This is a genomic window from Mesorhizobium sp. WSM2561 (assembly GCF_000513915.1).
GTDB lineage: Bacteria > Pseudomonadota > Alphaproteobacteria > Rhizobiales > Rhizobiaceae > Mesorhizobium > Mesorhizobium muleiense.
Genome location: NZ_AZUX01000002.1, coordinates 132,321 through 156,158, shown reverse-complemented (window position 1 = coordinate 156,158; position 23,838 = coordinate 132,321). Strand labels below are relative to the sequence as shown.

Genomic DNA, 23,838 nt, shown 5'->3' with positions numbered 1-23,838 from the left:
GACTTCAACCTGTCGCAGGCCGCGAAAACTATTTTTCAGCTGCCTGCACCCTTCACCTCCCCCGCACCCACGGCAAATTGCGCCGCCACCCTTCGCAGCCGAACGGCGATCGGCATGCCCATATGCCAAACCGCCGCCGGATCGCTGAGCGCCGTCCACACCGCCTTGAGTGGGGATCGCGCCTTGATATGCTGGACCAGAGAAAGGAACGACGCCGCCTTGCGCAGGCTGCGCGTGCGCCTTGCGAAAGCGGCTGCGGCCTTTGCGTCCATCGAATGGGTTCTGGCGAAAACGAGGTCGGCCTTATGCATCGCCTCGACGTGATGCAGTTCGAGCACGCGGGAAATGGAGCCGGTCCGGATATGGTAGACATAGCCGGTCGTCGGCTCGACCACGCACTTGCCGCCCTTGGCCAGAGCACTGGCCAGCAGAATGTAGTCCTCGCCGATGATCAGTCTTTCGTCATAGCGAAGCCCGTTTTCGTTCAGAAACCGGCGCTGGAAGATCGGTTTGAGATAGCCGAGATTGAACCTGGATTCGAAGACCACATTGCCAGCAATATAGTCCGCCAGCGAGATTTCACTCAAACCCTCGAGATAGTCGGCCGGGAACATCGTCTCTTCGGCAACACCGTCCTCGCGAACGACCTGGAGATTGTCGACTGCGATCGCGGCGCCCGCTTTCTCGGCGCGGTCAATCATGGTGCAGATCCGCCCGGGATAGACCGCGTCGTCGGAATCGAGGACCGCCACCCACCTTCCGCGGGCAAGCTCAAGGCCGACATTCCTGGCGCCGCCTGGACCGCGGTTTTGCTCAAGTGCGACGACGCGCACGATGTCTTCGGAGTAGGATCGCGCTAGATCGAGCGTCCGGTCGCGCGACTGGTCGTCGACGACGATCACCTCCACGCTCACATCGCGCTGGGCGATGGCGCTGGCGATCGCCCGCTCGATGGTCAGCTCCGAATTGTAGGCGGCAATGACAAAGGTGACGTCAGGCTGCACGCTTGCCCCCTTCCTGCGGCGAGGGCAGGCCGTATTGGCGGATTTCACGCACGCCGACAAGACCGCTCACGACGCCGACATGCATGATGCCGCGAAGCACGCTTCGGTTCCTGCGCACGGGACTGATGGCGACCGGGATTGCCGATGCGAAACAAAAAACCGCCTTTGCCGAGGCGAGGCCGACTTGCCTGACCAGCGCGAGGCCATGCGCGTCGCGCCCCAGCAGGTGCCCATGCGTCTGCCCGACGCGGAACCGGCGGCGACGGAGCCAGTCGAAAGCCGCCCTGGCGCGCGGCACCACTTCATCGACCCAGGCCTGCGGCGAAAAGGCTATGCGACCGCCGGCCTTGACCATATGGTCGAAGAATTCGGTGTCCTCGCCACCGGTCTGACCACGCGCCAGGCTGAATCGCCGGCCGCGGAGGCTGTCGGCGCCCATCCTGAGCAGGACGTTGCAGGTGTAGCCGGTGCGGATCTCGCCGCCCACCCAGACGGGCAAGGTGGAGTGAAAATCGCCGCGGCGCATCCAGTTGGGCGCATCCGGCCGATAGCGCGCCCGCACTGGCCCGAGCACGGCGGCAGCGCCACTCAAGTCCGCCGTCGCAACCAGTTCGACGAGCCATCTGGACGATGCCGTTTCGTCATCGTCGAGGAAGGCGACGAAATCCGCCGTGCTGGCGTCGAGGCAGGCATTGCGGGCGATCGAGATGTTGCGTGCCGGGCAATGACGATAGCTGATCGGCAGCTTCAGCGTCTCCGCCAGCGTCGCCACCAGCAGTTCGGCCGTCGGCCCGTCATCATTGTCGGCGACGATGACGCGGATGTCGAATCCCAAAGGCACGTCCAGGGCGGCAACCGAGCGAAGCGTGTCGGCAAGCTCCGGCCGCCGAAACGTGCAGACGCAGACGTCGACGCTGCGGTTTTTTTCGGCCACATCCACTATGCCACCCTCCTACGCTGCGATCGCGGTCCAAGCAGTTGCAGCCAGAAACCGACGGACCAGCCGAAATGCATGACCATTGCCGAAATCCCGGCAAGGGCGCTGTCCGGATTGCGCTGGCTGATCGCAATCCGCACGCCATAGCCGAGACAAACCGACGCCCACACCAGAATCGGCATGACTGCCAGCCAATGCACGAAGAAAAAGGCAGAGAGAAGGACGACAGGGAACACCAGGAGCGGCACCATCTGCCGGACCTTCGGTATCATGCGGTGCTTGAGAACATTCTTTGCTCGGCCGCGGCCATAGCCGAGATACTGGAAATAGAGGCCGGCGAGCGACGAGCGCGGGTAATAGATCATTTGCGTCTTGCCGCTCATCCAGATCCGGTAGCCGGCCTTGCGCAGCCGGTAGTCGAGTTCCGCATCCTCGTTGTGGCTGAACGTCTCGTCATAGCCGCCCACCGCCTTGAACGCCGAAATCCGCATCAGCGCATGGTGACCGTGGTCGACCCACTCTCCCGCCGAGAGATGCCGGTGCTTGGAGCCGCCCGTGCCGAGCTTGGAATTCTGTGCAGCCGCAACCGCGTTCTGCACTGTGCCACTGCCGCTGGTCAGCATCGAGACGACGACCGAATCGGCGCCGGTGGCCAGCGCCTCTTCGATCAGCCGGTCGCAATAATCCGGTGGGTAGCCGCCATGCGCGTCGATGCGAATGAAATATTCAGCCCCATCGCCGTACCTGGCGATGGCGAGATTGATCGCCGCGCTCTGGAGGCGCTTTTCATTGTCAAGAAGGATGACCCTCGGATCCTTCCCGGCGATCTCCTCGACGATCGCCCTGGTGCCGTCCGTGCTACCGCCATCGGCAACTATGATCCGGGCGCCGAGCCTCTCGGCGGCCGGTCGAAGCTCATGAACAAGCTCACCGATGTGAGCCGCTTCGTTCAGGCATGGAATCACGATCAGGTTGGACGGCATTTCGGTCTGCATCATCGGCCCATCTCCTTCCCTAGCCATCCTAAGCCAGTGCCTCGGCAGCATATGAACCGGGCGCGACCGTCAATCCGCGAAGCTTCTCGACGAGCGCCCGGCAATCGCTGCGATCGTGGCTCCAGGTTCGCGGATTGCGGGCAAGAACACGCGTCCGCAATTCCCCGAAACGATGCTCCTCCAACTCGCCCAAGGCGGCCTCGAGTGCCTCCGGAGTGGCTTGAGGCAAGAGAACACCGATTCCTTGCTGGTCGAGGAACCGGCCGGTTTCGGTGTGGCCCATCGAGATCGGCACGGCGCCGAAGCGGCAGCCCTCGTAGAGGCGGTTGGGCAGCAGCCATTCAGAATTCAGCCCCTGCTCGAAAAAATCGATGGCCCAGGAAAAATGAACCTCACGGTAGATCGTCGCCATGTCTTCGGGATTCCGATAGGGTCCGCCAAACGAGAGCCAGGGCTCAGATTCGACGAAACCGTGGAAATCCGGAAATTCGGAAAGCGCCGGACGGCCCCTTAGGATGATTTCGAAGCGGCCCTCGAGTCGTCGGGAAAATTCGGCCAGCAGTTCCAGGGAGCGGCGGCATCGGAGCGCGCCGAACCAGCCGATCCGCCAAGGCCGAGCGACGGGCTCCGCCGCCGTGCGATCATTCAGCGAAACGGCGGCAGGCTCGAAATATTTGTTTTCGAGCAGTTCGACCGGCGCGGCAATCTGCCCGAACGGCTTGAAATAGTTTGCGATGAAGGCCGGCGAACTGGTGACCAGCAGCTTTACATCCCTGGCCAGATAGCGCTCCGCGCCGCGCATCGCCTTGCCCAGAAAATCGTCGCGAAGCATCAGGCGATGGATGTCGAGACACTCATAGACGATCGGCACGGTTGCCTGGAATGCCGATTTGGCACGCCGGGCAAGCGCCAGCATTTCCAGATTGCGCGCGATGATGAGGTCGGGTCTGGGCATCGAACCGAGTTTCGACCCGATCGAAACCGCCGCCTTGGTGACCGCTGCAAGCCGCTGGGCGAATCGCCCATCGCGCGTTGCGCCAAGATCGATCGGATGCAAGCCCTCGACCTCGGCGATCGGGCTTGCTGACCGGCGAAAGCCTGCCAGTGTGACCTGGGCGCCGCCTGCCTTGAGCATTATGATCCGCCGGCGCACTGCCGGATCGGAGACGTCGTGCACCAAGTACAAGACATGCAGCATGAAAAACTCGACCGCTGTTGGCCCGCCCGAAAGAATCCTAGTACAGCTCGTGCTGCATCGCAACATTTTTGGTGCAGCGTAGCAAAAATCAATGTTTTTTGTTGCGCTGCAATATTATTGCCGTAGTTTGATGGTGGCATCGGGCATGGGTCGGGACTCCGGGACCGGCACGAAAATCAGGGACCCTGAATTTGCAAGCCAATGCATTCGACCCGCCAGAGGGCTCTCTCCGCAGATCGGTCGGACGCGGCGCTATCATTACGGCTTTGGCGCAATCGGTGCGGGTTGCGACGCAGATCGTCTCCGTCATCGTGCTGTCGCGCCTGCTCTCGCCGCAGGACTTCGGCGTCGTGGCGATGTGCGCGCCTGTGCTGGCGTTCATCGCGCTGTTCCAGGATTTCGGCCTGACCCAGGCGACGGTTCAGAAAAGCGGAATCAAGCATAAAGAGGTCAATTACCTCTTCTGGGTCAATGTCGCGGTTAGCGCATTGCTCGCCTGCGTGCTTGCCGGCGCGGCGCCTCTGGTCGCCGCCTTCTATGGCGAACCGCGGGTGGCTGGTCTGGTGGCAGCACTCGGGCTGCAGATCATAGCCTATGGGCTGGGCGCCCAGCATCTGGCGCTGTTGACACGCCGAATGCAGTTCGCCCGCTTGGCCATCATCGACGTCGCAAGTGCCATTGCCGGCCTTGCCGTATCGATCGCCTGGACTTTCATCGACCGTTCCTACTGGGCGCTTTTTGCCGGCACCCTGACAGCAGCCGTACTGCCCACGCTTTGCTACTGGGCAAACTCGCGATGGCGCCCCAGCCTGCCGCGCAAGGTCAACGGCATTAGCGAGCTGATCAATTTCGGCGCCGGCATCACCGGGTTCAACTTCGCCAACTTCTTTGCCCGAAATCTCGACAATGTGCTGATCGGAAAATACTGGGGCGAAGCGCAGCTTGGACTCTATGACCGCGCCTATAAGCTGCTTCTGTTTCCGTTGAGCCAGATCACCAATCCGCTGTCGAAGGTCATGGTGCCGGCTCTTTCCAGGCTGAAGGACGAGCCGGATCGCTACCGCAGCGCTTATCTTCGCGTCATGCCGCTGATATTGCTGGTCGCACTTCCGGGTGTCGCCTTCGCCATAGCCATGGCCGACGTGCTGATACCGTTCGTGCTCGGCGAGCAGTGGCGGCAGAGTTCCAGCATCTTCCTGGCGCTCGGTTTTGCCGGTCTGCTGCAGCCGCTCAACAACCCGGCGGGATGGCTTTTCATCAGCCAGGGCCGCTCGGGCGATTTCATGCGCTGGGGCATCATAACAGCCTTGACGTCGGTGCTGGCCTTCCTGATCGGCCTGCCCTATGGCGCGCTGGGCGTGGCGATCGCCTACGCGATCAGCGAGTATCTCAGAACACCTTTTCTGTGGCTGTATATAGGAAAGACCGGGCCGCTGCGGGCAAGCCATATGCTTCGCGCGGCAACGCCCTTCGTGCTTGGCGCGCATCTGGCGCTTGCCGCGATCTGGTTCGCCAAGCCGTTGCTGCCGCAACAGCACATCTTCGCGATGGCGAGCGCCGTGGCGCTGTCCTACATGATCACGGTCATCACCGCGCTGGCGTTTGCTTCCGGCCGCGAGGCGTTGCGGGAGGCCCTAAAACTGCTGCCGGCGCGGGCGCCTAAGGCCGCACCAAGCGAGGCGAAGTAACTTGCACGGACATCCATACGAGGACCAGGTCTGATCCCATGCACTACCGATCGATCTCCGACATGAATGATGCGATTGTCAGAAACCTTCACCGGTTGCCGCGCGACATCGACCTGGTGGTCGGGGTCCCGCGAAGCGGCATTCTCGCCGCCACCCTGCTCAGCCTGACGGCGAACATTCCGATGACCGACCTGGACAGTTTCCTGGCCGGAAAGATCTATACTTCGGGCGTCACCAAACGGCGCGCCGCGCTCGACCGCCAGGCGACCGATATGCGCAAGGTCCTGGTGATCGACGACAGCGTCAGCGGCGGCGCTGCTATGAGAGAGGCGCGCAGCCGGGTAGAGGCCGCCGGCATCAAGGCGGACTTCACCTTTGCCGCGGTGTTCGGCCTGCTGCTCCAACACGAGGAAACCGACATCGTCCTCGAGGTCGTGCCGCATCCAAGGATGTTCCAATGGAACTTCATGCACCACAAATTCCTCGCGCAATGCTGCGTCGACATTGACGGCGTGCTTTGCCTGGACCCGACCGAAGCAGAGAATGACGACGGCCCCGCCTATGAGAAATTCCTGGGCGAAGCGCTGCCTCTGTTTGGCCCGACCCGCAAGATCGGCTGGCTCGTCACCAGCCGGCTCGAGAAATACCGCGCGCTTACCGAAGCATGGCTGGCAAAGCACGGCATAGAATACGACAAGCTGATCATGCTTGACCTGCCGAGCAAGGCAGAACGGCAACGGCTTGGCGTGCATGGCAGTTTCAAAGCCGATTTCTACCGCAAATCCGATGCCATCCTGTTCATCGAAAGCGAGCACCAGCAGGCCCTCAAGATAGCCGAGCTTTCCGGCAAGCCGGTGCTGTGCGTTGAAACGCATCTGGTAATTTATCCTGACACGCTGTCACTTCCGGCACTTGGACAGGCGGCGCGCAACCTTCCGGGCAGGTTAAGGCAGATCAGTTCGCCTGACGGGCGCAAGACGGCAATCAAGACCGTCGCGCGCACGCTGCTTGGCGAACGCGGTTACGAGACGCTCAAAAGCCGGGTCAAACGACCGGCTTGAACCCGGTTTCGGGACTTAAAGCGCGTCACGCGACGCGCGCTTTAATTTTTTTTTATGCGGTCGTTGTCGCAAAACCGCTACGCACCCCCGGGTCAGGCCCGAGGGCATGCTTTTGGGCGACATGCGTTAGGCGGCTTGCCGCGAAGGCTGTCGTGTCGCTCGCTCCAGCATCGAGAAGAAGGTCGCGAACTGACCCGCCGGATCGAGTTCCGGGCGCTCGGAGAATGCACGCGCCGCCGCTGAAAGCCGCCCATATTCCTGGCTGTCGGTCCACAGACGCCTGACCACGGCCACCCAGTCGGCGAGTGGGGCATCGTAATCCAGCACCACGCCACCGGAGCCGATCGCTTCGGGCAGGCCGCCACGACGCGAGCCGGCGACTGGAATGCCGCTGCAATGGGCTTCCGACGCCACCCGGCCCCAGGCCTCTTCCCATTTGCTGGGAGCCAGCAGGATTTTCGTGCGGCCGTAGACCGTCTTCATGTCGTTGGTCCGGCTCTCCAGCGTGACGTTGCCGAGCGGCGCGATCGTCTGCTCGATCCGGGCCCGATGATCATCGTCAAGCTTCCAGCTTTCGACGAACAGGAACGGGATTTCAGAGCAGGCGGCGGCGATGCGCACCGCAAGCTCGAAACCTTTTTCCTCATAGGGGTTGATCAGCGTGACAAACTCGCCCGTCGTCGGCGTGCGGTAGAGCGCGGGATTGATGGTCGGCGGTATAACCGTCGAATCGATATCGAATTTTGCCTTGTAGGTGCGCGCCGTGAACTCGGAATTGGCTATGTAGAGCGCCGAATGCAGCTCGCGCAGATCGCCGCCCAATTCGTGGAACTCGACATTCCTGAGATAGACGACCAGCGGCACGCCTTCGGCCTGCAGCGCCTTGCCGATCGGAACCGACTTGTGGCACTGGACCACGGCGACATCCGGCCTCAGTTTTTCGACGGCAAAACCCGCCGCCTCCCAGGGAAACCAGGCGCGCACGACCGGATAGCCCGGAAAGCTGTCGATGACAGCGCGCTGCCTCAAAAGCTTCATCTTGGCGCGCGCCTTGTAGCCGAAGACGCCCTGGCCGAACAGGGCGGCGAGCACGGAAGCCTCATGCCCGTGCTCGCGCAACTGTTCGGCAAGATGATGGGTGCTGGACTGGACACCGCCGCTGAACTGGGGCGTGTAACCGTTACCGCCTGCAAAAAGCACTTTCATGGTTTCGGCTCCTTGTCGCATTCTCAAGTTTACGGGCAATGACGCACGGCTTATTTACGGATGCTGGCTTGCGACCCGCTTCAAGCATCCTGCTGCGCCTCTAAATTGGCGAACGGATTGGTGCATGGCTGCCATCCGGTGAACCGGACCGGGTCGGCTGGCGAACTGCGCCGGGCGTAGTCGGTCAGCATATGGAACTCCGCAACGACCCAGCGGTCGAAATGCCTCAGGTCCTGTTTTTTCTGTTCGGGCAGAAACCGGCGGGCGGCGCCCAATTTCAACGCCTCAAGCAGAGTGACAGCATCGCCCAGCTTTGTGTTCGGAAATATCCAGGGGTTCCGCTTCTGGAATTCCAGGACGAACTGCTGCAAATGCTCGATGCGCATGTTCAGCCTGCCGAAATATCTTTCGAGCGTGACGCGCACCAGATCCTCGTCCGAAAGCGAGGAAACGGTGGCGTAGGCGATGCCGGTCGAAGCAACTCCGCCAGCCATGATGGCCAGTGCCGCGCGTCGCGAAACCTTGGTCATCCGGCCATTTCCTTTCCTGCTATCCGGCTCGCCGCCCGCAGGGAGAGGGCTGCCGCCGTCAGGCTCGGGTTGGCGCAGGAACAGCTTGGATATGTGCTCGAGCCGACGACAACCAGGTTCCTGAGCTGATGGTGGATCATGTCCCGATCGACCACCGAATCCGCCGGGCTCGAGCCCATCCGCAACGTGCCCTGGACATGCGACTCGGTGCGCCGGATGCCGCGATCGAAGATCTCTTCGACCGGCAGCGGCGCCAGAAGCGCCGCCAATTTCTCCTTTGCCCGCGCCATGCCCTTGACCGCATAGTCGGATGCTCCCGCGAAACTGACGAAGGCGTTTTCATCCTCATCGAGAATCACGAGATTTTCCGGGTCGAGCAGGTCTTCGGTAACAATGATGATGGGAAGCGTCTGACGGACACGTCCCTTTTCAGGGCGCATCCCGTGCTGCCAGCGGTTTTCGAAATAGACCAGCGCCGCCGCATGGTCTGATCTGTGAGCGCCGTCATAAAGGCCGAAATTCAAGCCGGTGGTGATGGTGCTTCCGTCGAAATTGTCGACGCCGTCGAGATAGGCTTCGAAATTCCATCCGTAGGATTCGTGCAGGCCGCGCCCGACGAATTCGCCCGACAGGCCGGACCGCAACATGATCGCCGGGCTCTGGATGGCATTGGCACCCAGTATGAAAAGATCGCCGCTGACTGAATATTCCTTGCCCTCATGCACGAATGCGACCGAACGGACCGAGCCGCCGATATGGTCGAGCCGGCGCACTTCAGCGCCAAGGCAGACCGAAACGTCGGGATGCTCGAAGACGTGCATCAGGCCATTGTTGGCGGTGAATTTGGCATCGACCGGGCATAGTCCGCATCGCAAGTTGGCGCAGCACGAAGACCGCTGCGCGGTCGGCACGCGCGCGCGGGCTGTCGGCATGACAAAATGCTGGTCCGGCTGCGCCGCTTTCATCATCCGGTCCGGCGTCGACATGTGATGCGGTGGCTGGGGAAATGGCCTGGAACGCGGCATCATCGCCGCCATGTCGGGGTCGCCTGAAATCGACATGACGTCCTCTGCATCGCAGTAAAACGGCTCGAGCTCGTCATAGCTGATCGGCCAGTCGTTACCGACGCCGTAGAGGCTTTTCAGCCTGAAGTCGTTCGGGTGAAAGCGCGGCGTCTGGGCGAACCAGCAATTCGTTCCGCCACCCAATCCGATGGTGTAATTCCACGGCTTGTCAGAGTTGGTCTTGTAGGTGGTCTCGTCCTCGATGTCGGTGTTGACGTTCTGCTCGAGCTGCCATTCATGCGTGTTGTGCCCGCCCCATTCCAGAACCAGAATGCGTGCCTTTCGCTGCTTGGCGAACGCATGCAGGAAGAAGGCCGAACCGAAACCGGAACCGACTGCGACAAGATCGAAATGCTCGTTGGCGATCTGTTCCGGCCTGATGCCCAGCACCATCAGAGAAGACCCCTTGTTGACACGAGCGCGTTCATCGAAGCCTTCGCGATCGTCCTTGATGTCCTAGCCACCGGCCTGTCCCGCCTGATCTCACGCCGCCATCCTGCCTATCGAGTGATATTCGATGCCGTAGCGAGCGATGACCTTGGGGTCGTAGAGGTTTCGACCGTCGAAGATGATCGGAGTGGACAGCGCATCCTTGATCGCGTCGAACGACGGTGCCTTAAAATTCTTCCACTCGGTGGCGATCATGAGCGCATCGGCGCCACGCAGCGCTGCCTCCTTGGTCCCGCACAAGAGCAGATCCTCGCGCAGTCCGTAGACGGCCTGGCATTCCTGCATCGCCTCGGGATCGTAAGCCTGCACTTTGGCGCCGGCCTTCCAGAGCGCTTCCATCAAGACCCGAGCCGGCGCTTCACGCATGTCGTCGGTATTGGGCTTGAAAGCCAGGCCCCACAGCGCAAAAGTCTTGCCCTTCAGATTGCCGTTGAAAGAGCGGTTCACCTTGTCGAACAGGACCGATTTCTGTTCGTTGTTGCGTTCCTCGACGGCGCGCAGCAGCTTGGCATCGAATTTGACACCTTCGGCGGTCTTGATCAGGGCGCGCACATCCTTCGGGAAGCACGAGCCGCCATAACCGAGGCCCGGATAGATGAAGTGGTAGCCAATGCGCGGATCGCTGCCGATGCCCTTGCGGACCTCCTCGATGTCGGCGCCGAGTTCCTCGGCCAAATTGGCCATTTCGTTCATGAAGCTGATCTTGGTCGCCAGCATGCAATTGGCCGCGTATTTGGTGAACTCGGCGCTGCGCACATCCATCACGATCATCTTCTCGTGGTTGCGGTTGAATGGAGCGTAAAGCTCACGCATCACCGCCTCGGTGTCCTCGCTGCCGGTGCCGACGATAATGCGGTCGGGCTTCATGCAGTCGGCCACCGCGGAGCCCTCCTTGAGGAATTCCGGATTGGAGGCGACGTCGAAAGTAAGATCCTCGCGGCCCCGCGCCTTCAGCGTCACGGCGATCCTGGCCTTAATCTTTTCGCAGGTGCCGACCGGCACGGTCGACTTGCCGACGACGATCTTGGGCGCATCCATCTCCCGGCCGATGGCCTCGGCAACGGCCAGCACATATTTGAGGTCGGCCGAACCATCCTCGCCCGGAGGCGTGCCGACAGCGATCATCTGGATCTGGCCATGCTTGACGGCGGCCGCGGCGTCGGTGGTGAACTTGATGCGGCCGGCCGCATGGTTCTCCTTGACGAGGTTTTCGAGCCCGGGCTCGAAAATCGGAATGAGGCCCTGATTGAGCCGCTCCACCTTTTTCACGTCGATGTCGACGCATAATACCTGATGGCCGACTTCGGCAAGCACCGCCGCCTGCACCAGACCGACATAGCCGATTCCAAAGACCGTCAAATTCATTTGATTTCATTCCTGTTCAAGACTTCGGAGCGCTTTCGGCCCGGCCGGTTCAGATTGGTCTTTACTTAATGCTGCATGCCAGCGATTCCGGAAACTGGCATGGCTGGCCGAGCGCCGTGAATGCGATGCGATCCACTTGCAAGGTAAGCTTGCGACCCGGATCCGAAAACGGCCCCAGCCATTCCTTCATCGTGTCGCTGCCCCAGAGGCTAAAAAATATCTTTTGCGCATGGCTGGGCAGCTTTGCCGGATCGGTGATCGTGTTCACCAGCTCGCCATTGACGTACCAGCGCAGCCGGTCCTTCTCCCAGACGAAGGCGTAATCGTTAAAAGCCTTGTCGGTGCCGCCAGCTACATCCACCACTTTCTCGTTATTGCCCTTGCCGGCGATGTAGGCGTTGACCTGCACTTTGGAGGTGTCCTTGGTCAGGACCTCGAAGTCGATTTCATCCCACGGCTGCTTGTCGGTTGGGCCGATGTAGGTGAAGAAGGAGGCGTTGATGCCAGAGCCCGAATCGGTTTTCATCCGTGCCTCATAGGTGCCATAGCCGAAGCGCTGCTTGGATTGGACCTCGCCGCAGGCAAAGTCGCGATCCTTCACCTTCTGCTTTTCGAAACCGAGCGTCAGCATGCCATTGGAAAGCTTGACCTGCTTTTTGGACCAGATGCAGTTCTGATACTTGCCGTTCGCCCAGCCGTCGGCAATGTACCAACGCGCCCGGTCGAAGCTGGTGAAATCATCGACGAACGATGGCGCAGTCGGGATGTCCTGCGAACGGGAAGGGGTCAGGCCCGCAACCAGGCTGCCGAGTGCGACCAGCAGAAACGCTCCGCCCGCACATAGCTGCCTCAGTTTCCCTTGCCTCATCATGTGCGTGAACGGTCGGTCGCCGGTTGCTGGGGTGGACGTGCTTTTCGAATCCGCGTTCATACCAAACTCACCTTGTGCTGTGCGCCCCCCCAACCCAAAGTCCATATTCAAAACCATGACGAAACGAGCTGATCTTGACCTTCTGCCGGTAGCTTCCCCGGTTGCCTGCTTCTTGCCCAGTGGCGCCACCCAGGCTCTTTGAAATTTCACCCCGCGCCGGCGGACGGGTTGGCGAAATCGGCCTTGGTGGCCGAGCCAGGTTGGGCGCTTTCGTCGAAGATAGCATCCAGCGAATGCCGCAGACCCTTCATCAATTCGTTCTGGCGGGCGAGCGCCGCGATGCGCCGCTCGTAATTCAGGATCGACTTCGTCAGTTCGCTGACCTCGGAGGATCTGCTGGAGGAGGCCGCGCCATTTTCCATCGCCTCGACCAGGAAGGCGGCGTTGGTGGCCTTTGTCCGGTAGCGATTCTCAAGCCCGTTTTTCTCCGCCTCGATCTCGGCTGCGATCTGGTCAAGCAGCTTTGCCAGGCGGTCAAGGCGCGAGATATCGGTCTGCCTGTCTCGAGCCGGATCCCTTGATCTGAAGCCAAATATCGAGGCCATGCGCTCAGTTTCCTGTCATAGCCGGCCTAAGCTATCCCTTGTGCCCGGCCGGGAAAAAAGTTCTTCTCGCATCGTCCAGCTTCTCTGACAGGCGGACATTTTCGGCCGATTCAAACAGCCAATCAGAATTGCTGCACCGCAACATACATGCCATCCCCAAAGCGAGTAGGCAACCACCTAGTGCGGCGAATCGGAAATTCGCACCGCTTTGAGGCAGGGTAAGGACCTGTTGACATGATCGGCATGGCGCCGGCGGACCAGCTCAAGTCTCGCCGACCGGGCTGGTTGCGGCCATGAGAAAGCGCCGCGACGGCACAGGCTGTTTCGAGCCAAAGCCGGCGCGGCGAAACAGCGTATCCAGCTTGTCGGCGGCCACGCCGCGAACGATGGGGATGAGATTGGATTGGCTGGCCAGGGCGTAGGCCGCAGCCGCTGTCAGCCCTTTCTCGTTCTTCACGTCGAGGAAGTTTCGCAACCGATATTTGTCGCGCACCTGCCGTTCGTGCTTTCTGAGCACGGCCTTGGAGCCTTCCGGCAAACTGTCGATCGCCAGCAGCGCCAGATCCGCGTCGGCCAGACGCTTGAGATCCTGCGTCTTGTGCTGGCCGCTCAGTGAATCCGCGCGAACGATCGCGCCGTAGCCGCAGGCCCTGATGACCTTGAAGCGCGCCCCGCAAGCAACCGCGCGCGCGTAGAGTTCATAGTCTTCGCCCAGCCGCAGGTTTTCGTCATAGCGCAGCCCATGCCGGTCCAGAAAAGCGCGGCTGATCACCGGCTTGAGGAAACCCAACTCACCTCTCTGCACACGACGACTGGAGATGTTGCCTTCGATGAAGCGCTCGAAATCGAGAAATTCCGGATCGGCCGAAAACCGCGGAGCAGTGATTTTCGAAACGTCGGTCGCCGCATCGTCCCTGATCATCATGATGTTGTCGGCAGCGAAATCCCAATCGGCGCTGGCGAACAACTCGCGAAATCTGCCCTCGAGAAAAAAATCGTCGGCGTCCAGAATGCTGATGAACGGCGATTTGGAACTGGCGATCGCGGCGTTGCGGGCGAAGGAAGGACCGCCGTTGACGTCGAGCCGGATGACGGAAACCCTGCCGCTGCCATCGTCGGCCGCCCGAGCGACTTTCGCGGTATCGTCAGTGGAGGCGTCATCGACGACGACGACTTCGGCCACCTCCGGCTCGCGCAAGGCCGATGCGATGGCAACCGCAATTGTCCGCGCCGCGTTGCGGGCGGCAATGATCACGCAGACTTCCGGTTCTGTCATCAATTCGCCTCTCGACTGCACAGTAGCTCCGAATTTCCCCCTTTGATGTCCAATGCAGCTCTGATTCTCACTGACTGTCCGGCTGTACGAAAAACATCGGGCGCCGCTTATGCTGCAATTGCGAAGCAAAGCATCGTTAAAATTATCCGCTCCGTCCAGTCTTTCCTTTCAGTGTCGTCATGGCGCAAATCGATGGGCGGTGAAATGCCAGCGGATAGGCGGGCCGCTTCGCACACCGTCCCTGCGCATTCTGGACGAGTTCAGCGCACTCGAATCTCTGATCACCAGGTCGATCGACAGAGTTTAGGCAGTGGTGGCTGGGCTGAAGGGGAAGTCCGCAAGTCGGTTGCCCAGGATGCTGTCGGGCGAGCAGTCCGCCAGGGGATCCGGCCGACGCTACCTGCCGTCAGGTCAGTGGAGGCTTCTCCTGGCACTGAACTTCTCGCCATCGGCCGCTTCGGTCGAACTCAGCTTTCGTTCGACGTCGCGAATCTTATCAGCCGACGTCGGGGTATTTCTGGCAACCATGGCGAATACGAGCAGAAAGTAGCCCAGTTGAATGACAATGGCGCAGGCTATAGCGCGAAGAAGCGTTGTGCCTAGCGAAGCGCCGTCGAGATAGGACCAGGCGACCACGATCGCCAGCGCGAAAATCATGCCAATAATGAATTTTGGTAGCGACATACCCGACAGCCCGTCAACCTGCTCGGGCAAATATCGATGATTGACCACCCGAGCCTCCCTGCGCCATGCGAGCTTGTTGAGGCCACCCGCTTTTTTGGCCGGTTGCTTCCGGCCTTCCCACGCTGTCCATAATCTGACAGAAACAATTTGCAACTCTATTAAGGTGTGCAATAGCGGGCAAGGCCAGCCGCAAATTATTTTGCATAAGTTCGGGGGATCGACTCTGCCATGTTGCGACGCACACCCCGGCATCACGACCAACCACCCGGTATGGACTCACGTCAGTAAGAGCCGCAATATTAATCAGTATTTTACTTTAGGAGCGCTTTATATTTTAAAAAGCTACAGCACGATAATTCTCAACCACGCGGCCAAAGAGCGATACGCCCAAAATCAGCCTCAAAAAGGCACTAACTTTTTCAAGGTTGCCCATAATTTGTCACGAACGCGCCACAAAAGGCCAAAATTTGCGCAGGATCGGTTTATTATTTAATCAATGCATGACGCGATTATTTCAGGCGCTCAAGGAATTGTGTGTTGCGATGCAGCATTTTTTTGATATCGTGCGGCAAACCATCCGTTCAACGTATGGAGTTTACGCATGAGGGACGTAGCCAAGCCGGCCGACGCGGATTTTCCGCAGGCCGGTATCGACTTTCCACCAATCGGCGGCCTGCTTAAACGCAGCTTCGATATCGCCGGTTCACTGATTGGCCTGGTTGCTCTCAGTCCGCTGTTTGTGATGGTCGCGCTGCTTGTCAAGTTTTCCGACGGCGGGCCGATCTTCTACGGTCACAGCCGGATCGGGCGGGGAGGACGGATTTTCCCGTGCCTCAAGTTTCGCACCATGGTACAGAATGGCGAACAGGTGCTGGCGGCATACCTTGCCGCCAACCCGGACGCCAAGGCCGAATGGATAGCTACCCGCAAGCTCAAGAACGATCCACGCGTCACGCGTGTCGGGGCCGTGCTGAGGAAGCTCAGCCTCGATGAACTGCCGCAGATCATCAACATCCTTCAGGGTGACATGAGCCTTGTCGGTCCTCGCCCGGTGGTGCGCGACGAGCTCGAAATCTATGGCAGTTCGGCGGTCTATTACCTGAAATCGCGCCCTGGCCTGACCGGGCTCTGGCAGGTCAGCGGCCGCAATGACGTTTCCTATGACAGCCGCGTCGCATTCGATCGCCACTATGTCGAGAACTGGTCGCTGTTCGAGGACATTCGCATCATCATCAAGACCGTGCCTGCCGTCTGGATGTCGCGGGGCTGCTATTGACCGGCCGGCGGCCGGCTGTGTGCGGAGAAGTGACTGTCCAGACGCCAAGCATTCTGCAGCAAGCTCCGGGCCGGGCTAAAGCGAATCGGAAAACATACAGTTGAAAACAGACATCTCAGAAATCTCTTGGGCCGGCACGGTTAGCAACCGCATGCGACGGATGCGGCTTATGACCACCTGCCTCGCGCTGGCACTCGCCGTTCCCCAACTCGCCGCGGCCGACGAGTACCGGCTTGGATCCCAGGACAAGCTGACCATCCGCGTGGCCGAATGGCAGACCGTTGAGGGCACGTTCCGCGACTGGACGGCCGTCAACGGAGAATACACGGTCGGCCCGTCTGGAACATTGTCGGTGCCGTTCGTCGGCGAAATGCCGGCATCCGGCAAGACCACATCGGAGATCGCGGCAGCGATCAGCCAGGCGCTCCAGCGCAAGCTCGCTCTGGCGGACCGGCCGGAAGCCTCCGTCGAAATGGCGCAGTACAGGCCATTCTACATTTCCGGGGAGGTCCAGACGCCGGGCCAGTATCCCTACGTGCCCGGCCTGACTGTCCTGCGGGCGATGAGCATCGCCGGCGGCGTCCGGCGGGCCCCCGAAGGGCAGCGGTACGACCGCGACATGATCAACGCCAAGGGCGAATTTGACGTTCTCCAGGACCAACGGGTCCGACTGATCGTTCGGCGCGCGCGCATCGAAGCACAGATCGCCGACAAGCCGACATTCGACGTGCCGAAGGAGCTGGCCGAGGATCCGAAGCTGGCAAGCATCGTTGCCGACGAGATGGCGATCCTGACGGCCGATCAAAAGAATCTCAAACTGCGCCTTCAGGCGCTCGACGATTTGAAGAAGCTGCTGCAGAGCGAGATCGATTCGCTGCAGAAAAAGATCGTCAACCAGCAGCGGCAGGTCGACCTGGCAAAGGAACAGCTCAGCGGCATCGGTTCGCTGGCGCAAAAGGGCCTTGTGGTCAACACTCGGGTTCTGGGTTCGCAGCAAACGATCGCCGACCTGGAAGGACAGATCCTGGATTACGAAACGGCTATCCTCACCGCCAGGCAGTCGATCAGCAAGGCCAACCAGGACGCCATCGACCTGGAGAACACCCAGAATGCCGACCTCGCCACTGGCCGGCAACAGGCAGAAGCCGATCTCGCCGAAACAATGCTCAAGATGAACATGCACACCGGCCTGATGGCCGAAGCCATGTCGGGGAACCCGGCACTGCAAGGCTATCGCGACGGCGAAGAGCCAACGATGTCGTTTGGCCTGGTCCGGATGGTCGACGGCAAGACCAGCGAAATCGCCGCCAGCGAAGACACGCCCGTGCTGCCCGGAGACGTGATCAAGGTGAAGCTGGTGCCAATGGCTAGCCAATAGGCCTTCGAGCGATCGGCCGATCCGATCACGCCGCACAGATTCGATCGGCAAAGAGTTCGACCGGGACGAGTTCGACCATGAACTCGTCGACACTGTGCTCGCTGCCCGACAGGCCAGCCAACCGTCAACTCGGGACGTGAGTAATTACAGCGCAAGGAGATGTTGTGCTTTAGTTGCAACTTAAAATCCGAGGAGGACTTCGTCATGCACAGTGCAAGGGACGAAATCGTCAGTCGAGAAAGAGAATTTCACAATCTCAGATTTAGTCAGGAGGAGGATCCAAGAGGAAGCCTGGACAAGTGGTATCGAACAATCCGTCACGGCGCTGAACGTCAAGACGAGCAGATAAAACGGCTTTCGAAAAACGCAGACGTGCTCGAGTACGGCTGCTCCGATGGCGGGTGGTCCCTGCATTCCCTGCACCTGCCCGATCATTGCCGATCTCTGACGGGGATCGATATTTCGGATGTAGCGGTAAACAAGGCGAACGAACGGGCGAGCGCGCTTGGAAGCACGAACGCTACATTCCTGGCGATGAATGCAGAAGCCATGTCGTTCGAGGACAACAAGTTCGACCTGGTGTATGGACGCGGGATCATCCATCACCTGGACCTGGACCGGTGTTTTGCCGATGTGGTCCGTGTCCTGAAGCCGAACGGCGTGGCGTCCTTCTACGAGCCAATGGGACACAATCCTCTCCTGAATGCCTACAGAAAGCGGACACCCCTCATCCGCACCGCTGATGAACATCCCTTGCTAATTTCGGACTTCGCTTTGGCCCGCCGCTATTTCAGCGATGTCCAGGTGGACTATTTCGGCCTGTGCTCCGTAGGAAGCGCGCTGATGCCGCGAACCATCTCGGAGACCGTCTACACAGTTGGCAGAGCTGTCGATTCAGTAGTTTTGACGCTTCCCTTTGTGAAGCGGTTCGCATGGTATGCGCTCCTGACCCTCAGGGCCTGATCAATAGGGCAGCAAACCCAACTCGGGCGAGGCTCGCCTGCTGCCTGTGAGATGAGATGGAGATGATTGCTTGGACTTGGCGCTGTCAGGCGGCGTTTTGGTGCGCGCCACCAAAATCAAGGTAATATTTTAGCCCTTTGCTTAGCGCCCTGCGGTTTCTGGTTCCGCGAGGTCGGCCGCGGTCCATCGGGGACGGGCGACATGCACCCTGACCAGCTTGAAGTAGCTGAAATACAGGAGGAAGGAGCCCGTGATGAAGGGGTTGAAGGTGTCGATCTCAACGAAGGACCGGATGAACAGAAGCACCATCACGCCGGCAAGAATCACCGACTCGGCTTGCCATGCCCTGAATATCAGGGCCGATATATGGCCCCATAGCGTGCGCAGGATGATCAGCGAAATCAGCATCGCCCCGACATAACCTAGCTCGACGAGGGCTTCGATATAGGTGTTGTGGAAGTGGAAGCCGCTTCGGGTGGTGATGTAGAATTCGTTCCAGAGCCGCTCGGCCTCGGCGAACCCCTGCACCCAATAGGCCGCGTAGCCGACGCCGAGGACTGGCGCCTGCTGCGCCGCTTCCCAGCCCTGCTCCCAGAGATAGGTCCGTCCGGTGAGCGTGGAATCCTTTCCGAAGGCGCCAAGGACGAAATCCAGAAGTCCTGCAAAGGCAACCGCGGTGACCACGACCAGCCCGCATGCGCCGACCACGAAAATCACCCGTCGGTAGCGGAGTGGAAGCTTTTTGGCCACGGCAAGCAGAGCCACCAGAGCGAGAACTGCCGGTATCGAAGCCGTCGAGGTGGCGGAATGCGCCATGATCAGAAGATAGGCCGATAGGCCGAGGATGGGCGCCGTCAGGATGAAGCTTATCCGGCCGCGCCTGAGAAAAACCAGGAAGACAATGCAAAAATAGATGCCAAGGGAGGCGACAAAGCCGATCTGGTTCTTGGAGCTGAACGCGCCGACGAAATTGTACGTCCCGTCGAGCATATCATAGGAATAACCCCCGACCTTGAGCGAATAGAGCAGGACGACAAAAATCCCGATCAGTGAGCCTATCGTCAACGTCCGGACGCTGACGGTGCGCGCGGCGATGTAGGCGCAGGCGATATGGGAGCAATACTGGATTGACGTCCTCAACGTGATGCCGGGGGCATCCGACCAGAACACCGAGAGGCAGACATAGAATGCAAACGCCAGCGGCAGCCACGCGCTGGGGGCATGCCGCAACAGCCGCCGGTAGTCTACCAGAATCAGGGGAAGCCAGACCGCATAATAGGCCAGGATCAGGATCGGGCCGAAAACCGAGGAGTAGGAGAACGCCCAAATGGAGATGGCAACAGCAAATGCGCCGTAGACGGTGCTCTTCTCCGGGTCGACCAACAGAGATTTTGGAATCTTCATCTCGGTAGCGAATTCCCGTCCATGCAGTTCAATGCCGATTCGCCGCCGCGCCATGCGCGAACGCTCTCATTGTGCAGTGCAATATAACCCATCCCCCACAGCCTGTCACCCAAATGAGGCAAAAACAGCCATAAGGCGCCCCGGGACGGCGGTAAGAGGCCACGACAGGCCGTGCGGCAAGAACCCGAGCATCCCGGCGCATGGCTGGGGCATCGCTCTCGGCACCGTTAAAAACCATCGCCGCCGCATTTAACGAGACGGTCGGCATGACCGCCGCGCGGAACTGTTTTTGCAGTTTCTTTCAGCACCGGACCGAAAAATAGCAGCCGGCATTCGTTGCATCCGTTGCAATGAATGAGGCCCTCCGCGTACGCTATCTCGGGGACAACCAGACGATGGCCACACCAACAATTGGCAGACGCTGGTCGTCCCCGATCTGCTGGGTTGGAGCAAACGGATGGACAAACCTCGAATCTTCCTGGGCTCGTCGGGGAAGCAGAAAAAACTGCTGCAGGCGCTGACACGCGGTCTTGAAGACATCGCGCATGTGGAACCCTGGACGACGTCCTTCAATCCGGGGACAACCACCCTGGGGCGCCTCCTCGAGCTTACGCGTGAAGTCGACTTCGCCGCTTTCGTCTTCGCCCAGGACGACTGGACCAGTGTAAGCCTGCCAGCATCATCTGCTCCTGTATCCGCTCAAGCTTCTCCGCGAGACAATGTCGTCTTCGAAGCCGGCCTTTTCGGCGGAGTCCTTGGAATGCGCCGAACGTTTATCCTTCATGCCAACGGTTCCAAGCTTCCAAGCGATCTCCTGGGCCTGACGTCCGTGAGGTATGGCGAAGCGACGACCGCCGCGGAGATGAGAGCGGTCAACCAAAAGCTGCGAAAAGCTGTTGAAAATGAAGGCCGCGTCGCCCGAATAGAGGGCCTTTGGTGGCAGTTTTCCCTGTCGGAGCGGACCGCAAAGGAACCTTCCGCCGTGAGCCTCCTGCGTATCGCGCGAGACCGCGATGGCGCGTTGGAGTTGGCCGGCCGCTCATGGCAAGAGAATGGCAGTCTGTCAGCCAGATACTGGAGCGAGGCGGTAAAGGAGAGAAAGGAGCCTGCCGGCATCTTCTACTTTTGGAATGGAGAACGGCCCTTGGATGCGAACGCGTCGCAGTTGTACGGGACGGGGGAGATCCGGCTGGAGTCCGCCGATCGCGCGTCCGGGTACTTTACCACACGCGCCGACACGCAGCCAAAACTGAACGCGCGCACCTCAGGCGTCTACTTGCGCGCCGAACCGGAGGACTTGAGCATCCTGGACGGGCGCGACAACCAGCGACGAGTGGAGTTGATCGCGGAGCGGCTGAGCCATTGGAAGTCGATCAAGAACGTTTGAACTGTGCGCGTGGAAGTCGCCTTGCAGCGACGGCAGCCCCAGCATCGAATGGTCAGGTCGTAGCCAAGAGCGGCTCTCAACCGCCTGCTTCTGGCCCGCCATGAACCTGTTCGAGGCTCCAGTCCCCGGCTTGAACTTCTCGGCTGTTGACTTCACATTCGCCGCCGGCGGTGTCGCCGGCGCCCGTCGGGGCGGGCAAATGAGGGAGACCATATGCCAATGAGTTTTGCGGGACGGTTTGCCGGACGATCGGCCGTGGTCACCGGTGGCGCCTCAGGCATCGGCCTGGCCGTCGCGCAACGAATCGTTGAAGAGGGCGGGCGCGTTTGCGTCTGGGATCGCAACTCCACCCAGATCGAGCAGGCCAAGGCTGTCATCGCCGACTTGCACGGCGTGACCGTCGACGTCGCCGATCCTGTAGCGGTCGCACAGGCCGCCCGGCAGACGATCGAAGCCCTTGGCGCGGTCGATATCCTGGTCACCAGCGCGGCCATCACCGGACCGAACATGACGACCTGGGACTATTCGGTGGAGGATTGGCACCAGGTCATCGACATCAACATCAACGGCGTCTTCTACTGCAACAAGGCGCTGGTTCCGCACATGCTCGAGCGCAATTACGGCAGGATCGTCAACATCGCTTCGATCGCCGGCAAGGAGGGAAACCCGAATGCCTCTGCCTACAGCACCTCCAAGGCGGCGGTGATCGGCCTGACCAAGTCGCTGGGCAAGGAACTGGCGAAGACCAAGGTGACGGTGAACTGCGTCACGCCGGCAGCGGTGCGCACCGCGATCTTCCAGCAGATGAGCCAGCAGCACATCGATTTCATGCTGTCGAAAATACCAATGGCGCGGTTTGGCGAGGTCGAGGAGGTGGCGGCGCTGATCTCGTGGATCGCTTCCGAGGAATGTTCTTTTACGACGGCTGCCGTTTTCGACGTTTCCGGCGGCCGGGCCACCTATTGAAGCAAATCGGGCGATCTACCACCAGGGCCGCCGGGCTGGAGTTTACATCGTTTGCTTAGGGTCGAACCTCCACTGTCCGACGAAGACCTGCTCGACCGCTTCCAGTGCGCCGCCTTCGGCTATTTTCTGGAAACCGTGAATGCGGAAAACGGACTGGTTGCCGACACGTCGCGGCCAAATTGGCCGGCAAGCATCGCGGTCGTCGGCTTCGCCCTGTCCTGCTATCCGGTCGGGGTCGAGCGCGGCTGGATGACGCGAGACACAGCCGCGAAGCTGACGCTTGCCGCACTGCGCTTTTTCTGGAACAGCCGGCAAGGCAATGGCGACAACGTCACCGGGCACAAAGGCTTCTATTACCATTTCCTCGACATGCAGACCGGCCTGCGCGCCTGGCGATGCGAATTGTCGATGGTGGACACTGCGCTTTTGATGGCCGGCGTGCTCGCAGCTGGCGCCTATTTCACGGGCGACACTGACGAAGAAACCGAAATCCGCGACCTGGCGGAAGTGCTCTACCGGCGCGTCGACTGGCGATGGGCGCAAGGCAGCAATTCGACCTTGCGACAGGGCTGGAGGCCGAAGAGCGGCTTTCTGCGTTATGGCTGGGAAGGCTACAACGAAGCGACGATGCTCTACGTTCTGGCAATGGCCGCCCCGGACAAGCCAGCCTCGGACGACAGCTATGCCGGCTGGACGGCGACATATCAGTGGGAAAACATCTACGGCTACGAGGTGCTCTATGGCGGCCCGCTGTTCATGCACCAGTTCTCGCATGCCTGGATTGACTTCGATGGCATCCGGGATGCATTCATGCGGGATAAGAACTCGGACTATTTCGAAAACAGCCGCCGCGCGACCTACCTTCACCGGGACTATGCGCGGCACAACCCCTCTGGCTACGACGGCTACGGCGAAGCACTTTGGGGACTTTCGGCGGGTGACGGACCCGGCAAATTCCGCGCGCGGATCGAGCGGCGGCCGCGCAAATTTTCCGGCTATGCAGCGCGTGGCGCACCGTTCGGCCCCGATGACGGAACGATTGCGCCGTGGTCGTATCTCGCATCGCTTCCCTTCGCGCCGGAAATCTGCCTGCCGGCGCTGCGCCATCTCAGAGAACGCCACCCTGAGGTGATCGACGGTTTCAGGATGCCGAGCGGCTTCAACCCGACGCTGGCGAACCGGCGGAAGTTCGGGCCGAGCGGCTGGATATCGGATGCGCATTATGGACTGGACCAAGGCATCGTCGTGCTGATGATCGAAAACCACCGCTCGCGCCTGATCTGGGACCTGATGCGGTCGAGCCCGCATATCCGTCGCGGCCTGTGCAAGGCCGGGTTCAGCGGCGGCTGGCTGTCGCAGCCGGCGAGCACGCCTCGCAAGGACCCCTGCTGAATGACGGCTAAGCTAAAGCGCCGGCCTCCTGCGACGCGCTTTAGGTTGTTGTTTCAAGCATGTCGTTATCGCAAAACCGCTGAACACCCTCGGGTCAGGCCCGAAGGCATGCTTTTGCGCGACATGCATTAGCGCCCA

Annotated in this window: 21 protein-coding genes; 8 read left to right on the top strand and 13 right to left on the bottom strand. The window is 60.4% G+C overall.

Going from position 1 to position 23,838, the window contains the following annotated elements; translation table 11 throughout:
- Positions 1-35: 35 nt before the first annotated feature.
- The 4 genes from M727_RS0103860 to M727_RS0103845 are packed head-to-tail and all read right to left on the bottom strand — an operon-like array spanning position 36 to position 4,134.
- The gene (locus M727_RS0103860) at positions 36-1,004 is read right to left on the bottom strand and encodes a glycosyltransferase family 2 protein (RefSeq protein ID WP_027151561.1); all 969 of its coding nucleotides are present in this window, start codon (positions 1,002-1,004) and stop codon (positions 36-38) included.
- Positions 994-1,944: a glycosyltransferase family 2 protein gene (locus M727_RS0103855; protein WP_027151560.1), complete on the bottom strand. Its 951-nt coding sequence runs from the start codon at positions 1,942-1,944 to the stop codon at positions 994-996. The genes M727_RS0103860 and M727_RS0103855 overlap by 11 nt, the downstream gene beginning before the upstream one ends.
- Complete coding sequence (locus tag M727_RS0103850; RefSeq protein WP_036261478.1) at positions 1,944-2,936, bottom strand: glycosyltransferase family 2 protein; 993 nt, start codon at positions 2,934-2,936, stop codon at positions 1,944-1,946. The genes M727_RS0103855 and M727_RS0103850 overlap by 1 nt, the downstream gene beginning before the upstream one ends.
- Positions 2,937-2,964: 28 nt before the next feature.
- Positions 2,965-4,134, bottom strand: a complete 1,170-nt coding sequence (locus M727_RS0103845; RefSeq protein WP_027151558.1) for a glycosyl transferase family 1 — start codon at positions 4,132-4,134, stop codon at positions 2,965-2,967.
- A gap of 191 nt (positions 4,135-4,325) precedes the next feature.
- Between M727_RS0103845 and M727_RS0103840 the strand changes: the two genes are divergently transcribed.
- Both M727_RS0103840 and M727_RS0103835 read left to right on the top strand, forming a co-directional pair.
- Positions 4,326-5,822, top strand: coding sequence for a lipopolysaccharide biosynthesis protein (locus M727_RS0103840; RefSeq protein ID WP_027151557.1), 1,497 nt, complete (start codon positions 4,326-4,328; stop codon positions 5,820-5,822).
- A gap of 38 nt (positions 5,823-5,860) precedes the next feature.
- Entirely contained in the window at positions 5,861-6,883 is a 1,023-nt protein-coding gene (locus M727_RS0103835; protein WP_027151556.1) for a phosphoribosyltransferase family protein, read from the top strand.
- Positions 6,884-7,009: 126 nt separating this feature from the next.
- On the opposite strand, the gene M727_RS0103830 is transcribed toward M727_RS0103835, so the two are convergent.
- The 8 genes from M727_RS0103830 to M727_RS0103795 all read right to left on the bottom strand — a co-directional run bounded on the left by M727_RS0103830 (position 7,010) and on the right by M727_RS0103795 (position 14,982).
- On the bottom strand, positions 7,010-8,089 hold the full coding sequence (locus M727_RS0103830) for a glycosyltransferase (RefSeq protein ID WP_027151555.1): 1,080 nt from the start codon (positions 8,087-8,089) through the stop codon (positions 7,010-7,012).
- 80 nt (positions 8,090-8,169) lie between these two features.
- Positions 8,170-8,619 (bottom strand): hypothetical protein, encoded by a 450-nt coding sequence (locus M727_RS0103825; RefSeq protein ID WP_027151554.1) that lies wholly within the window; start codon positions 8,617-8,619, stop codon positions 8,170-8,172.
- Positions 8,616-10,076 (bottom strand): GMC family oxidoreductase, encoded by a 1,461-nt coding sequence (locus M727_RS0103820; protein ID WP_027151553.1) that lies wholly within the window; start codon positions 10,074-10,076, stop codon positions 8,616-8,618. The genes M727_RS0103825 and M727_RS0103820 overlap by 4 nt, the downstream gene beginning before the upstream one ends.
- Positions 10,077-10,166: 90 nt before the next feature.
- Positions 10,167-11,498, bottom strand: a complete 1,332-nt coding sequence (locus M727_RS0103815) for a UDP-glucose/GDP-mannose dehydrogenase family protein (RefSeq protein ID WP_027151552.1) — start codon at positions 11,496-11,498, stop codon at positions 10,167-10,169.
- 61 nt (positions 11,499-11,559) lie between these two features.
- Positions 11,560-12,429 carry a family 16 glycosylhydrolase gene (locus M727_RS0103810; RefSeq protein ID WP_027151551.1) on the bottom strand — a complete coding sequence of 290 codons (870 nt, stop codon included), beginning with the start codon at positions 12,427-12,429 and terminating at the stop codon, positions 11,560-11,562.
- Between the two features lie 146 nt (positions 12,430-12,575).
- Entirely contained in the window at positions 12,576-12,974 is a 399-nt protein-coding gene (locus M727_RS0103805; protein ID WP_027151550.1) for a hypothetical protein, read from the bottom strand.
- A gap of 262 nt (positions 12,975-13,236) precedes the next feature.
- Positions 13,237-14,250, bottom strand: coding sequence for a glycosyltransferase family 2 protein (locus M727_RS0103800; protein WP_027151549.1), 1,014 nt, complete (start codon positions 14,248-14,250; stop codon positions 13,237-13,239).
- A gap of 411 nt (positions 14,251-14,661) precedes the next feature.
- The gene (locus tag M727_RS0103795; protein WP_236379036.1) at positions 14,662-14,982 is read right to left on the bottom strand and encodes an exopolysaccharide production repressor exox; all 321 of its coding nucleotides are present in this window, start codon (positions 14,980-14,982) and stop codon (positions 14,662-14,664) included.
- 553 nt (positions 14,983-15,535) lie between these two features.
- On the opposite strand from M727_RS0103795, the gene M727_RS0103790 reads away from it, so the two are divergent.
- From M727_RS0103790 to M727_RS0103775, 3 genes are all read left to right on the top strand, one after another.
- Complete coding sequence (locus M727_RS0103790; protein ID WP_027151547.1) at positions 15,536-16,210, top strand: sugar transferase; 675 nt, start codon at positions 15,536-15,538, stop codon at positions 16,208-16,210.
- A 169-nt stretch (positions 16,211-16,379) separates the two neighbouring features.
- A complete protein-coding gene (locus tag M727_RS0103785; protein WP_084646637.1) occupies positions 16,380-17,588 on the top strand; it encodes a polysaccharide biosynthesis/export family protein in 1,209 nt (402 codons plus the stop codon).
- A gap of 204 nt (positions 17,589-17,792) precedes the next feature.
- Positions 17,793-18,551: a class I SAM-dependent methyltransferase gene (locus M727_RS0103775; protein ID WP_027151545.1), complete on the top strand. Its 759-nt coding sequence runs from the start codon at positions 17,793-17,795 to the stop codon at positions 18,549-18,551.
- Between the two features lie 141 nt (positions 18,552-18,692).
- Here the strand turns inward: M727_RS0103775 and M727_RS0103770 are convergent, their stop codons facing one another.
- Entirely contained in the window at positions 18,693-19,955 is a 1,263-nt protein-coding gene (locus tag M727_RS0103770) for an O-antigen ligase (protein ID WP_036261476.1), read from the bottom strand.
- Between the two features lie 457 nt (positions 19,956-20,412).
- Here M727_RS0103770 and M727_RS0103765 point away from each other — a divergent pair, with 457 nt between their 5' ends.
- The 3 genes from M727_RS0103765 to M727_RS0103755 all read left to right on the top strand — a co-directional run bounded on the left by M727_RS0103765 (position 20,413) and on the right by M727_RS0103755 (position 23,700).
- Positions 20,413-21,342, top strand: coding sequence for a TIR domain-containing protein (locus M727_RS0103765; RefSeq protein WP_027151543.1), 930 nt, complete (start codon positions 20,413-20,415; stop codon positions 21,340-21,342).
- 213 nt (positions 21,343-21,555) lie between these two features.
- On the top strand, positions 21,556-22,308 hold the full coding sequence (locus M727_RS0103760) for an SDR family NAD(P)-dependent oxidoreductase (RefSeq protein ID WP_027151542.1): 753 nt from the start codon (positions 21,556-21,558) through the stop codon (positions 22,306-22,308).
- Between the two features lie 51 nt (positions 22,309-22,359).
- Positions 22,360-23,700 (top strand): glucoamylase family protein, encoded by a 1,341-nt coding sequence (locus tag M727_RS0103755; protein WP_027151541.1) that lies wholly within the window; start codon positions 22,360-22,362, stop codon positions 23,698-23,700.
- Positions 23,701-23,838 lie beyond the last annotated feature (138 nt).